The following is a 12,991-nucleotide window of genomic DNA, read 5'->3' as shown; positions in this document are numbered from 1 at the left end:
GCTGATGTCGTTGACGAACCGACCGCTGCGCAGCGGGCAGTGGTTCAGTGCCGAAGGCCGCAACGGGTTCATTCATCGGTCCTGGATGCGTAACCAGGGGTTCGCCGACGATGTCTTCGACGGCCGCCCGGTGATCGGCATCGCCACGACCTGGTCGGAACTGACCCCGTGCAACGCCCACCTGAGGGAACTGGCCGACTCGGTGAAGCGGGGGGTGTGGGAGAGCGGCGGCCTGCCGCTGGAGTTCCCCGCGATGAGCCTCGGCGAGCCCCTCATGCGGCCCACGACCATGCTCTACCGCAATCTGCTGGCAATGGAGGCGGAGGAACTGGTCCGCGCCAACCCGCTCGACGGCGTGGTCCTGCTCTCCGGCTGCGACAAGACCACCCCCGGCCTGCTGATGGGTGCGGCCAGCGTCGACCTCCCGACCCTGTTGATCACCGGTGGCCCGATGCTCAACGGCAAGTTCCGCGGTCAGGACATCGGCTCGGGCACCGACGTCTGGCGCTTCACCGAGGAGCTGCGGGCCGGCCGGATGACCGTGGCCGACTGCGCGGAGGCGGAAATCTGCATGTCCCGCAGCAGGGGTCACTGCATGACCATGGGCACCGCCTCCACGATGGCCTGCGTGACCGAGGCGTTGGGCGCTCAACTGCCGGGGGCCGCCGCGGTCCCGGCGGTCGACTCGCGACGGTACGCGCTCGCGCACGCCGCCGGACGCCGGATCGTCGCCATGGTCGAACAGGACCAGCGGCTGTCCACGGTGCTCACCCGCCAGGCGTTCGAGAACGCCATCCGGGTCAACGCGGCGATCGGTGGCTCCACCAACGCCGTCGTACATCTGCTCGCCATCGCCGGACGCGTCGGTGTCCCCCTGTCGCTGGAGGATTTCGACACCCTCACCGCCGACGTGCCCATGCTGGTCAACCTGATGCCGTCCGGCACGTACCTGATGGAGGACTTCGCCTACGCGGGCGGCGTCCCGGCGGTGATGAAGGAGATCGCCCCGCTGCTGCACCTGGACCAGATCACGGTCAGTGGGAAAAGCGTGGCCGACAACATCAGCGGCGTCCAGTGCTGGAACCGGCAGGTCATCGGTACCCTGGCCGAGCCCTTCCAGCCGGCGGGGTCGGGCACCGTCGTGCTGCGGGGGTCACTCGCGCCGTCCGGGGCGGTGCTGAAGGTCTCCGCCGCCTCGGCCCACCTCCTCACACACACCGGGCCGGCGCTCGTCTTCGACCGGATCGAGGACTACGCCGTGGCAGCCGACGACCCGGAACTCGACGTCACGCCGGACACGGTCATCGTCGTACGCAACGCCGGACCGCGCGGCTACCCGGGCTTCCCGGAGGTGGGCAACGTGCCCATGCCACGACGGTTGCTCGCCGCCGGTGTCACGGACATGGTGCGGATCTCCGACGCCCGGATGAGCGGCACCGGGTACGGCACCTGTGTCCTGCACGTGGCACCCGAGGCGTCGGTCGGCGGTCCGCTGGCGCTGGTACGCACCGGTGACCTGGTCCGCGTCGACGTCCCGGCGCGACGATTGGACCTGCTGGTCGACGAGGCGGAACTCGCCCGACGCCGCGCCGCGTGGCAGCCGCCGCAGCCGCCGGCCGATCGAGGATGGGTACGGCTGTACAGCGAGCACGTACAGCAAGCCGACAAGGGCGCCGACCTGGACTTCCTCGTCGGTGGCAGCGGCAGTGCGGTGCCTCGTCACTCACACTGATTCCGGCTGACGTCCGGTTCGGCACGTCCTACCGGGTACATCTGCTGCCGGAACGACAACAGATGTACCCGGTAGTCATCGCACCCGGTCAGTCGGCGAGGGCGCCGGCGGCGCGGCCCTCGCGGAGGGTGAGGTTACGGCCGTCCGCCGGGTTGAACAGGTGGATCTTCTCCAGGTTGAACCAGACCCGCCGGTTCTGTCCCTCGGTCACGGTGGACTCCGCGGACAGGCGGGTGACCAGGTGCGAGCCGACGCCGGTGAAGTCGGCGGCACCGGCGTCGGCGGCCAGTTCCTCCAGCTCGGCGGCGGTGGCCCGCTCCCCCTCGACGGTGAGGTAGACGTACTTGTCCGAGCCCATCGACTCGACGATGTCGACCGGTGCCTCGAAGACGATGCCCCGGCGGCGGGTCTCCTCGTCGATCAGTTCGGCGTCCTCGAAGTGCTCGGGGCGGATGCCGAGGATCAGCTCGCGTGGGGCGTCCGCCCTGGAGAGCTCGCGACGGATCCGGTCGCCGATCGGCACGTCGCCCAGGGCGGTACGCAACCGGCTCTCCTCGATGGCGGCGGGCAGGAAGTTCATCGAGGGCGAGCCGATGAACCCGGCCACGAAGAGGTTGTGCGGGTTGTCGTACAGCTCCTGCGGCGGGCCGACCTGCTGCACCGCACCGCCCCGCATGATCACCACACGGTCGCCGAGGGTCATCGCCTCGGTCTGGTCGTGGGTGACGTAGACGGTGGTGGTGCCGAGCCGCTTCTGCAACCGGGACACCACGGTACGCATCTGCACCCGCAGCTTGGCGTCCAGGTTGGACAGCGGCTCGTCCATCAGGAACGCCTTGGGCTTACGGACGATCGCCCGGCCCATCGCCACCCGCTGCCGCTGCCCGCCGGAGAGGTTGGCCGGCCTGCGGTCCAGCAGCGGGGTCAGCTCCAGGACCTTGGCCGCCTCCTCGACCTTCTGGTTGATCGTCTTTTTGTCGAGCTTCGCCAACTGCAGCGGGAAGGCCATGTTCTCCCGCACGGTCATGTTCGGGTACAGCGCGTACGACTGGAAGACCATCGCGATGTCCCGGTCACGGGGGGCCTTGTCGTTTACCCGTTCCCCGCCGATGCGCAGCTCACCGGAGCTGATGTCCTCCAACCCGGCGATCATGTTGAGGGTGGTGGACTTGCCGCAGCCGGAGGGGCCGACCAGGATCACGAACTCGCCGTCGGCGATCTCCAGGTCGACATCCCGCACCGCGATGGTGCCGTCCGGGAACTTCTTGCTCACCTTGTCGAGCACGATGTCAGCCACAGTTACCACCTGATCCCTTGGCTTCGCATTTTGACCCACCTATCCCTTGACGGCGCCGGAGGTCAGGCCGGAGACGATGCGGCGCTGGAAGAAGAGGACGAACAGGATGATCGGCACGGTGATCACCACGGCGGCGGCGCAGATCGCCCCGGTCGGGTCCTCGAACTGCGACTCGCCGGTGAAGAACGACAACGCCACCGGCACCGTGCGGGACCGCTCGGTGGAGGTCAGCGAGATGGCGAAGAGGAAGTCGTTCCAGCAGAAGATGAAGACCAGGATCGCCGTGGTGAACACTCCCGGTGCCGCGAGAGGGGCGATGACCCGGCGGAACGCCTGCCCCTGGGTGGCGCCGTCCATCTTCGCCGCCTTCTCCAGGTCCCAGGGGACCTGCTTGAAGAACGCCGACAGCGTGTAGATCGCCAGCGGCAGCGCGAAGGTGATGTACGGCAGGATCAACCCCGGCCAGGTGTCGAAGAGCCCCAACTGCCGCTCGATCTCGAACAGCGGCGAGACCAGCGACACCTGCGGGAACATCGCGATCAGCAGGGCGACGCCGACGAGCAGCCGCTTGCCGGGGAAGTCGAGCCGGGCGATCGCGTACGCGGCCATGGTGCCGAGCACGACGGCGATCACGGTGGCGATCAGCGCGATGCCGATGGAGTTGACCAGGGCCCGCACGAACTGGTCGGTGTCGAAGATGTTCCGGTAGTTCTCCAGCGTCCACTCGCGCGGAATGAATTTCCCGTCGGTCAGCGTGGCCGGCGTCTTGAACGACAACGACATGATCCACAGCACCGGGATCAGCGCGAAGACGACCACGACGGTGTTCAGCACGCCCCACTGGAGCTTGACTCGGGTAGTGGTGTCAGCCATCTCAACGCCCCTCCCCGTCGTCGCTGCCGGGGGCAGCGGTACCGAACAGCTTCACGAAGATGAACGCGATGATCGCCACGGCGATGAAGATCAGCACCGACATGGTGGACCCGATGCCGAGGTTCAGGCCCCGGATCAGGTTGTTGTAGGCGATCATCGACACCGACGAGGTCTCGTTGGCCCCGGAGGTCAACACGTAGATGTTGTCGAAGACCCGGAACGCGTCGAGCGTGCGGAACAGCAGGGCGACCAGGATCGCCGGCTTCATCACCGGCAGCATCACCTTGGTGAACCGCTGCCACGCGGTGGCCCCGTCGGTGGAGGCCGCCTTGAGCAGGTCCTCCGGCACCAGCGCCAGCCCCGCCATCAACAGCAGCGCCATGAACGGCGTGGTCTTCCAGATCTCCGCCAGCATGATGATCGCCAGGGCGCTGGCCCGTTCGGTCAGCGGAGCGCCGTCGGAGAAGAGGTTGGCCAGGTATCCGGTGCCGGGCGTCCACGCGTACCGCCAGGAGAACGCGGCGACGACCGTGACGATGCCGTACGGGATCAGCGCCGCGGTGCGGACGATCCCCCGGCCGACCAGCGTACGGTGCATGACCAGCGCCAGGCCCATGCCGAGCACCAGCTCGACCGCGACCGTGACCACCGTGATCAGCATGGTCACCCCGAACGCGGTCCACCAGAAGTCGTTGGTCAGCACGGTGACGTAGTTGTCCAGGCCGACGAACTCGCGTTCGGCGGGAAAGCGCAGATCGAAGCGCTGCAACGACAGCCACAGCGAGTACAGGATCGGGTAGCCGGTCACCGCGACCATGACCAGCGCGGCCGGCGCGCAGAGCAGCCAGCCCAGCTTGCGCTCGGCCCGCTTGTTCTCGCTCAGCGGGGCCCGCTTGCGCCGGTTGGCCCGCTGGGCGGGCACGACGGCCTGCCGGCCGCCGGTGCGGGTGTCGGTACCGTCGGCGGCCACGTCCGCGCCGGGTTCGATGGTTCGCTCGCTGCGCTCGCTCACGGCAGGACTCCCCTCGACTCGAGGGCGTCGGCGACGGCGTCCCGCAGCTCATCGGCGGTGGCCTGCGGGTCGATCGCCGCCGGCGGCGACAGTATCGCCGACGTCACGGTGGAGATGCTCTGGTACGCCGGGGTCAGCGGCCGCACCGCCGGCTCCCGCAGCTGCTCCAGGATGGTCTCCTTCATCGGGTACGCCTCATCCATCTCCGGGTCGTCGAAGACGCTCTCGATGGTCGGCGGGACGCCGTCGTTGATCGCGGAAAACTTCTGGTTCTCCGCGTTGCGCAGGCACTTCGCCGCGTCGAACGACTCCTCCGGGTGCTGGGAGTACGCGCTGACGGCGAGGTTGATCCCGCCGATGGTCATCCGGCCCGGGGTGTCCGCGTCGACGCCCGGCACCCGGGCCCAGGCGACCTGCTCGGCCAGCTCGGGGTTGGCCTCCTGCATCGCCGGATAGACGAAGGGCCAGTTGATCTGGAACGCGCCGTTGCCGGCCTGGAACTCCAGCCGCATCGGGTCCTCGGTGGCGTTGCTGAACGACGGCGACGTCACGCCCGACGTGGCAAAGTTCTTCAGCACCTCCAGCGCCCGTACCGCACCCTCGTCCACCACGGACTCGGTGCCGTCTTCGCTGAGGATGTTGCCGCCGGCGCTGGCGACCAGGCTGTTGTAGAGCACCACCAGGCCCTCGTACTGGGCGCCCGTGGCGAGCACCTGGTACGGCTTGCCCTGTTCCTTCAGCCGCTGCGCCGTCGAGATCATCTCGTCCCAGCTGGCCGGCGGCTCGGGCACCAGGTCCTTGCGGTACCACAGCAGCTGGACGTTGGTGTGCTTCGGCGCCCCGTAGAGCTTGTCCTCGTAGCGGGCCGTCTCCAGCGGGCCCTCGAGGGTGCCCTCCTCCACCTCGGCCCGGTCCTGGCCGGTCCACTCCCGCACCCAGTTCGCGCTGGCGAACTCCTGGGTCCAGGTAACGTCGAGGCCGAGCACGTCCATGCCGTCGTCCTCGGCCGCGAGCCGCCGCACCAGTTGCACCCGCTGCTCGTCGGCCTCACGCGGCAGCACCCGGTTGACGATGCGGTACCGCCCGTCGGCCTCGATGTTGCACCGGTCGACCACCTGCTGGAGGTTCTGCTCCGGCGGGTAGTACAGGTTGATCGTGGGTACCCCGCCGTCCCCGCCGGAGGCACAGGCCGCCATCGGCGCCATCAGCGTCAGCGCCGCAGCCGTGGCCGCCACGCGTACGCGGGCCGGGCGCCGGGACCGGACCCGGTCATGCCCGCCCATGTCGACCCCCACTGTGCTCCGCACCGCCATGAGGCAGCACCGCGCTGAGCCCGATGTGTCGCTCACCACACTCGCTCATGACCCTCCCCTCGCACCTTGAGCAACAGCCGGGAAGGTCTCCGTGCCCGGCGCACGGCGGAACGCTCAGGGCGGTGACCTGCTGGTCACCGCCCACCACCATTTGTAGCTGCAACACTGCCCGAGCTGCGAAGTCGCGAAACCCGACCAAGATGAGACGCGTTGAACATCCGGCGGTGTGGCTCGGCTCACGCCCACTGCCGGGCGCCGCCGCCGGGTCGAGGCATGGCGCGCCGAGGGCCGACACGCCGACGCCGGCCGGTTCTACGCGGAGTTGGGCGTCCGCACCCACGACGCCGGCAATCCGGCGAGCGGCAAACTGGTGTCGGCGGCCGTCGAGGCGCACCTTCGGCCGCAAGATCCGCGCACCCTCCGCCGCAAGATCCGCGCAACTTCCGCCGCAAGATCCGCGCAACTTCCGGGAAAGTGTCCCCTCATCGCCCGAGGAGGCGACATCTTCCCCGAAGTTGCTCAGCAGGCGGCTCCGCCCAGGCCGGATTCTGGTTATCCACAGGGGCGGGGTTTCGGTTATCCACAGGGGCAGACGGGGACGGCAGGCGGCGGTCAAGGTGGACGGATGCCGGTTTCTCCTCGACGGCCCAGCCGCCTGCAGGGCCGTGTCTTTCGTGGTTCCCACGTCGTGTCCCAGGGGCTGCTCACCCGCGCCGAGCTTCGCAGCAGTGCGTGGCAGCCCCTCTTCAAGGACGTCTACGCCGACGCCCGACTCGTCGTATCGCATCCGACGCGCTGCTCGGCGGCGGCACGGTGGCTGATCCCGCCCGGCGCGGCGATCGCCGGACGTAGTGCCGCGGCCCTGTTCGGAGCCGGACGCGTCGAGGAACACGAGCCACTCGACGTCCTAGTGTCCACGGGCCAGCGGTTCGGTCCGGTGGCCGGTCTGGCCGTACACACCGCCTCGCTGCCCGACACCGATGTGCTCCTACGGACCGGTGTTCCGGTCACCACGCCGGAACGCACCTGCTGGGATCTCGCGCAGTGGTTGCGGGTGGAGGACGCCGTCGCCCTCGTCGACGTTCTCGTCCGTCGCCGGCTCGTCGAACCCGCCCAGTTGAGCGAGCGGGCACGTCGCCACACGGGAGAGCGCGGCTGGAAGCGGATGCTGCGGGTCGCCGACCTCACCGACGGCGGGGCGGAGTCACCACCGGAGTCCCGCCTCCGGGTCCGGCTCGTCCTGGCCGGCCTGCCCGCCCCGGTCACCCAGTTCGTGGTCGAACGCAACGGTGCCTTCGTCGCTCGGCTCGACCTCGCCTGGCCGCAGTGGAAGATCGCCATCGAGTACGACGGCATCTGGCACCACGACCCGGAACAGCTCCACCGGGATCGGCGCCGGCTCAACCGGCTGGTCGGCGACGACTGGATCGTCCTGCACCTGACCTCGAAGCGCTTCGCGACCGACTTCGACGGTTTCCTCGCCGAGGTATGCCACGCCATCCGCACCCGCAAGCGCTGAGCACCGCTGCTGGGCGTAAGGGTCTCCGCTGGAGCCGGCAACTTCGGGAAAGATGCTGCCTCATCCACGGTGCGAGGTCTTCCCCGACGTTGCGCAAAGCCAGGGGCGGGTGCGGAATGTCGGTGCCGGCGGGCATGATCGGCGCATGATCGCACGTTTCAAGGACCTGTGTCTGGATGCCGCCGACCCCCACGCGCTGGGCGGGTTCTGGGCCGGCATCCTCGACGGGAAGTTGGTCGACACCGGTGACGGCGACACCCGGGTGGAGCCGGCCGCTGGCCGTGCCGAGGCCGAGTCGATCTGGGTCAACCGGGTGCCCGAGCCGCGTACCGGCAAGACCCGCGTACACCTCGATCTGCGGCTGGTTGAGGCGAGCCCGGCGGCGCTGCTGGCGGCCGGCGCCCGGCTGATCCGGGAGCCGGACGCGGAGATCAACTGGTGGGTGCTGGCCGACCCGGAGGGCAACCTGTTCTGCGCCTTCGCTCCCGGCGAGGGCACCCGGCCAGGCCCGTTCGAGCTGGTGGTGGACTCGGCTGACCCGGTGGCCCAGGCCACCTGGTGGGCCGGCGTCGTCGGTGGCGAGGTCGAGACGAGCGACGAGGGGTACGCCTCGGTGGTCGGCGCGGACGGCTTCCCCTGGGACCAGTGGGTCTTCGACCCGGTGCCGGAGCGCAAGACGGTCAAGAACCGGATGCACTGGGACGTCGACCTGACCGGACCCGAGCCGAGCGCGCTGATCCGGGCCGGCGCCACCCTGCTGCGAGAGCCGGACGACACGGCGCGCTGGTGGGTGCTGGCCGATCCGGAGGGCAACGAATTCTGCGCGTTCGCACCTCGACCGGCGAGCTAAGGCAGCTCCGGATGCTCGCCGCACATGGAAATAGCCGTTCGTCGTCCCCGGCACCGGAACGGCCCAGGCGGCGTCGCGGGCGCGGCGTTTCCGTCAACCGCCCTGATGTCCCGGACCGGGCCGGCCTGATGACGTCCAGCCCTGCTGTCGTAGCCGTTCGATGCCGTCCAGCAGCAGGTCCAGTGCGAACTCGAACTCGAACTGGTCGTCGCAGCCCTGCCCCACCACCGACGCGTCGTCGTGCGACGCTGCCGTGGCGATCGCCGCGACGTGCGGGAACCGGGCCGCGACCTCCGGTGGCAGGGGCGCCGGCGGGTCGGGCTCGCTCGCGCCGGTCCGGCCGGCGTCCCGGGAGGTGTCGAACAACTCCTGACTGAAGCCCAGGATTCGGCTGCCCAGCGCGTGCATCACATGGTGGGCGAGGTCGACGGAGAACCCGCCGGCCAGCAACGTCCCGATCGTCGAGTCGAGGTAGGCGAGGATGGCCGGCGTCGCCATGTTCCGTGCCTCGATCGCGAGCGGCGCCCAGGGGTGGCGCCGCAGCGCCTGCCGCGCCGAGAGGATGCCGGCCCGGACGGCGGGCTTCCAGTCGGCGCCGGGGGTCGGCGGGTCGATCTCGCCGACGATCACGTCGATCATGCCGTCGAGCAGTTCGTCCTTGTTGGCCACGTGCTTGTAGAGGGCCATCGGCACGACGCCCAGTTCCTGGGCGAGGTTGCGCATGCTGAGCGACTCGATGCCGGCCTGGTCGGCGAGCGCGACGGCGGCGCGCAGGATCCGATCCCTGCTCAGCGGCGTCCGGCGCAGCGTCCCAGCCATCCCCGTCCTCGTCTTCTAGCGGCGGTTGAACCATAACCGCCTTGACAGGTGTACGCCGTACACCTAGATTCAGGTGTACGGCGTACACCTGATAGGGGAGGAATGATGAAGGCGATCGTTCAGGACCGGTACGGGCCGCCGGAGAAGCTGCGGCTCGCGGAGGTCGACACGCCCGTGCCCGCCGCCAACGAGGTGCTCGTCCGGGTCGAGGCGGCCTCGCTCAACGCGTACGACTGGCATGCCATGCGCGGCGACCCACGGATGGCGCGGCTGGCATTCGGCCGGTCGGGCCCCCGGGCGCGCATCCGGGGCCGCGACTTCGCCGGTCGGGTCGCGGCGGTCGGCGCCCAGGTCGACCACCTGCGCCCCGACGACGCCGTCTTCGGCGACCTCGGCGACGCCAACGGCGCCTTCGCCGAGTACGTGTGCGTGCCCGCGACCCTGGTCGCGCCGAAACCGGCGAACCTGACGCCGCAGCAGGCCGCCGCCCTGCCGTTGGCCGGCGTCACCGCGCTCATGGGACTGCGCGACGTCGGGCAGGTCGAGCCGGGCCAGCGCGTCCTGATCAACGGCGCCTCCGGCGGCGTCGGCACCCTCGCCGTCCAACTGGCCAAGCTGCTCGGCACCACCGTCACCGGGGTGTGCAGCACCCGCAACGTCGACCTGGTCCGTTCCCTCGGCGCCGACCACGTCGTCGACTACACCCGCGACGACTTCACCCGCGCCGGCCACCGGCACGACGTCGTGTTCGACCTGGTCGGCAACCGCTCGCTCACCGCGCTCCGGCGGGCGCTGGCCCCGACCGGGACGCTGGTGCTCTCCGGCGGCGGCGTCTACCGCGGCGGCAGTCTCATCGGGCCGGTCTGGCTGCTCGCGCGCGGCCGGCTGCTCGCGCCCTTCGTGCGACAGCGCATCGTCACCCTCACCGCGGCGCCCAGCCGGCAACACCTCGACACGCTCCGTGGCCACGCCGAGGCCGGCCGGCTCACCCCGGTCATCGACCGCACCTATCCGCTGCCCGAGGTGCCCGAAGCCGTCCGGTACCTCGAAGGTGAGCACGCCCGGGCGAAGGTGGTCATCACCGTCTGACACCGTCGGTGCTACCGAGCGACCGTCGGGTCGACTAGCGTCTATCGTCGCCAGCGCGTACGCCGTCGCCGTCGATACGCCACCGACCGACCCCGACCCGCCCGATCGGCTGGTTTCCGCGGGAACAGCCCCGCACCGACCCGCCGGTTGGGCAGGATCGCCCCAATGAGGAGGTGTCGTCGTGGTGCAGGACACCCGCGCTCTCGCCCTGACGTTCGAGGTGGAGGGACTGCCGCCGGTCAAGACCGAGGCATTGTCCATCTTCGCCGCCGGGCACCGGCAGGCGACGAGGGTACGCGCCCTGCTCCGGGCCGCCTGCGAGGCGGCGCAGCAGACCGGCTGGACCCCGCTGTCCGGGCCGATCGAGGTGGAGGTGACCCTGCGCTGCCCGCCGGGACGGCGGACCGCTGACGCCAGCACCCTGCTGGGCGGGGTCTGCGCAGTGCTGCAGGACAAGAAGCGGGTCGCCAACATCGGCCTGGCCCACCTCGGCGTCCTGGTCGACGTCGCCGTCTACGACGACGACAAGCAGATCCGCCGGCTGTCGTACGTCGAGGAGCCGGCGGAAGAGTTCTCGTATCAGGTACGTGTCGCCGCCGTCCCACCGGCGGTTTGACGGGCGGTCACGCCGGGGTACGGCAGCCGCCGACGAAGGGAGCGCCGATGTCGGAGCCACATGTCACGCTGGAGCCTCGCGATCCGGTGCAGGAGAAGCTGCGCGGGGCCCTGGAGGAGCAGCTGACCTCCGCCCTCCAGGCGGCCGCCGACCGGGTCCGGGACAGCTACGCCGGCGAGCCGGTGGAGCAGGTGTGTCAGCGGCTGCTCGACGAGACGCGGGGCGGTCTGCATCCCGACATCGCCGCCGGCTTCGAACCCGACATGGACGAGTTCTGCCGGGTCGCCGTCGCCATCGTGCGCGGCGGGACCACCTGAGCCGGCCCAGCCGCTCAGGCCAGAATGCGGGGTCAGGACGGGCCCGTAGGTGCCGGCCCTGACCCCGGTCCGGCGTGGGCAGCGGGCCAGGCCAAGCGCTGGCGCGGCGTGTCCCACAGCCCCAGCACGGTGCAGGCCCGCCTCGCACTCAGCTCCACGGTGCCCCACACACCGAACTCCGACGCAGCGACCCACCCCGGCGGGCCGCAGCGCCGAAGACGAGGCTAGGACCCGTCCCACGGGCTGACGATTGCCAGAGCGGACGATTACCAGCCGGGTGCAAAAGCGGCAGCCTGCTGTAACACCGCGCCGACCACCGGCGCTGATCACGATCGAGGGCTCGGCGCTGATCACGATCGAGGGCAGGGGCTCGCCGATCGGCCGGCTCAATCCGGCGTGAAGACCACCCGGGAGCGCAACCGCCGAAAGCCGGTCCGTTCCAGCTCCGCCACCACAGCGCGTCCACATCGGCGATCACCTCGTACGCACCGGCCTCGGCCATCGTCGCGACCACGTCGACCAGCAGTTCACTGCGGACCGCCTCGTCGAGCAGTCCAAGGTAGGCGATCATCGGATAACAGGCGTCACCGGCCGGCGCGGCCAGCCCGACCCGTTCGCCGCCGTCGAGCACCACGCGCCAACCCGAGCCGGGCCCACTCCGCTCGCCGATCTTGCACTTTCCGTCCCCGCGAATACCTACGAAAGGGGCATCCCGGCGACCGAAAGTGCAAGATCGGCGGAGTGGGGGTGGCGGGTGGGGTGGGTGGGTCAGGGAGGGGGGAAGAGGTGGGTGGTCAGGAGGTGTTCGCGTTGCTCTTGTGCCTCGGGGCGGAGTCGGCCGCCTCGGGTGAGCATGACCAGGCCGTGCAGCAGGCTCCAGCCCAGCTCGGTCAGGGTGTCCGGGTCCCGGCCGGCGGCCATCGGGGCCAGCGCCGCACGCAGTTCGTCGGAGGTCGCCGCGACCGTCTCGGGGACCTGCTCGGCACCGAGGGTCAGGTCTGGCGTGTACGCGAACATGGCGTCGTAGATCTCCGGGTTGGCGTACGCGAAGTCCAGGTAGGCCGTCATCACCGCCGGCCACATCTCGGGCGGCCGGTCGACCGCCGTACGGGCTGCGGTCAGCGCGGCGGCCAGGTCGGCGAAGCCGCGCACCGCGACCGCAGCGACCACCGCGTCCCGGTCGGCGAAGCGCTGATAGAGCTCGCCGAGATCGACGTCGGCCCGTTCCGCCAACCGGCGCGCGGTCACCGCCGCCCATCCCTCGGCCTCGGCCAACCGCCAAGCGGTGGCGACGATGGCGTCGCCATCCCGCCCGGCGCCAGGACCGTCCCCGTCCCGCCCGGTGCCAGGACCGTCCCCGTCCCGCCCGGTGCCAGGACCGTCCCCGTCCCGCCCGGTGCCAGGACCGTCCCCGTCCCGCCCGGTGCCCGGGTCGACCCTGTCCCGCTCGGTGCCCGGATTGACGCCGCCCTGCTCGGTGTCCGGGTCGTCTGCGCCCACCACGCAGCCGATGCTATCGGCAGGCAACTCAGAGTGACTCTCCGGCGACGGATT

At 70.3% G+C, this 12,991-nt stretch carries 12 protein-coding genes; 6 read left to right on the top strand and 6 right to left on the bottom strand.

All coding sequences use genetic code 11. The features are described from left to right. Positions 1 to 4 precede the first annotated feature (4 nt). Positions 5 to 1,732, top strand: coding sequence for an IlvD/Edd family dehydratase (locus tag IEY61_RS24105; RefSeq protein WP_189048165.1), 1,728 nt, complete (start codon positions 5 to 7; stop codon positions 1,730 to 1,732). Between the two features lie 88 nt (positions 1,733 to 1,820). Here the strand turns inward: IEY61_RS24105 and IEY61_RS24100 are convergent, their stop codons facing one another. From IEY61_RS24100 to IEY61_RS24085, 4 genes are read right to left on the bottom strand one after another with little or no spacing between them, the layout of a single operon-like run. Beyond that, entirely contained in the window at positions 1,821 to 3,029 is a 1,209-nt protein-coding gene (locus tag IEY61_RS24100) for an ABC transporter ATP-binding protein (RefSeq protein WP_189048163.1), read from the bottom strand. A gap of 39 nt (positions 3,030 to 3,068) precedes the next feature. Then, positions 3,069 to 3,902, bottom strand: coding sequence for a carbohydrate ABC transporter permease (locus IEY61_RS24095; protein ID WP_189048160.1), 834 nt, complete (start codon positions 3,900 to 3,902; stop codon positions 3,069 to 3,071). Between the two features lies 1 nt (position 3,903). Then, positions 3,904 to 4,890, bottom strand: coding sequence for a carbohydrate ABC transporter permease (locus tag IEY61_RS24090; RefSeq protein WP_444543360.1), 987 nt, complete (start codon positions 4,888 to 4,890; stop codon positions 3,904 to 3,906). A 20-nt stretch (positions 4,891 to 4,910) separates the two neighbouring features. Further along, a complete protein-coding gene (locus IEY61_RS24085; protein ID WP_189048158.1) occupies positions 4,911 to 6,197 on the bottom strand; it encodes an ABC transporter substrate-binding protein in 1,287 nt (428 codons plus the stop codon). A 718-nt stretch (positions 6,198 to 6,915) separates the two neighbouring features. Between IEY61_RS24085 and IEY61_RS24080 the strand changes: the two genes are divergently transcribed. After that, entirely contained in the window at positions 6,916 to 7,746 is an 831-nt protein-coding gene (locus IEY61_RS24080; RefSeq protein WP_189048156.1) for an endonuclease domain-containing protein, read from the top strand. A gap of 145 nt (positions 7,747 to 7,891) precedes the next feature. Further along, the gene (locus tag IEY61_RS24075; RefSeq protein ID WP_189048154.1) at positions 7,892 to 8,596 is read left to right on the top strand and encodes a VOC family protein; all 705 of its coding nucleotides are present in this window, start codon (positions 7,892 to 7,894) and stop codon (positions 8,594 to 8,596) included. Positions 8,597 to 8,689: 93 nt separating this feature from the next. Here the strand turns inward: IEY61_RS24075 and IEY61_RS24070 are convergent, their stop codons facing one another. Further along, a complete protein-coding gene (locus IEY61_RS24070) occupies positions 8,690 to 9,415 on the bottom strand; it encodes a TetR/AcrR family transcriptional regulator (RefSeq protein WP_189048152.1) in 726 nt (241 codons plus the stop codon). 105 nt (positions 9,416 to 9,520) lie between these two features. Here IEY61_RS24070 and IEY61_RS24065 point away from each other — a divergent pair, with 105 nt between their 5' ends. The 3 genes from IEY61_RS24065 (at position 9,521) to IEY61_RS24055 (ending at position 11,437) form a co-directional block, all read left to right on the top strand. Continuing rightward, positions 9,521 to 10,504 (top strand): NAD(P)-dependent alcohol dehydrogenase, encoded by a 984-nt coding sequence (locus IEY61_RS24065; protein WP_189048150.1) that lies wholly within the window; start codon positions 9,521 to 9,523, stop codon positions 10,502 to 10,504. A 184-nt stretch (positions 10,505 to 10,688) separates the two neighbouring features. Further along, on the top strand, positions 10,689 to 11,120 hold the full coding sequence (locus IEY61_RS24060) for a RusA family crossover junction endodeoxyribonuclease (protein WP_189048249.1): 432 nt from the start codon (positions 10,689 to 10,691) through the stop codon (positions 11,118 to 11,120). A gap of 47 nt (positions 11,121 to 11,167) precedes the next feature. Then, a complete protein-coding gene (locus IEY61_RS24055; RefSeq protein ID WP_189048148.1) occupies positions 11,168 to 11,437 on the top strand; it encodes a hypothetical protein in 270 nt (89 codons plus the stop codon). 768 nt (positions 11,438 to 12,205) lie between these two features. On the opposite strand, the gene IEY61_RS24050 is transcribed toward IEY61_RS24055, so the two are convergent. After that, the gene (locus tag IEY61_RS24050) at positions 12,206 to 12,940 is read right to left on the bottom strand and encodes a TetR/AcrR family transcriptional regulator (RefSeq protein WP_229706399.1); all 735 of its coding nucleotides are present in this window, start codon (positions 12,938 to 12,940) and stop codon (positions 12,206 to 12,208) included. Positions 12,941 to 12,991 lie beyond the last annotated feature (51 nt).

Origin of the sequence: Micromonospora sonchi (assembly GCF_014646235.1) — a bacterium.
In the GTDB taxonomy this organism is placed as follows: Bacteria; Actinomycetota; Actinomycetes; order Mycobacteriales; family Micromonosporaceae; genus Micromonospora; species Micromonospora sonchi.
Note: the sequence above shows the minus strand (reverse complement) of the source record. Positions and strands in the feature narration are given on the sequence as shown.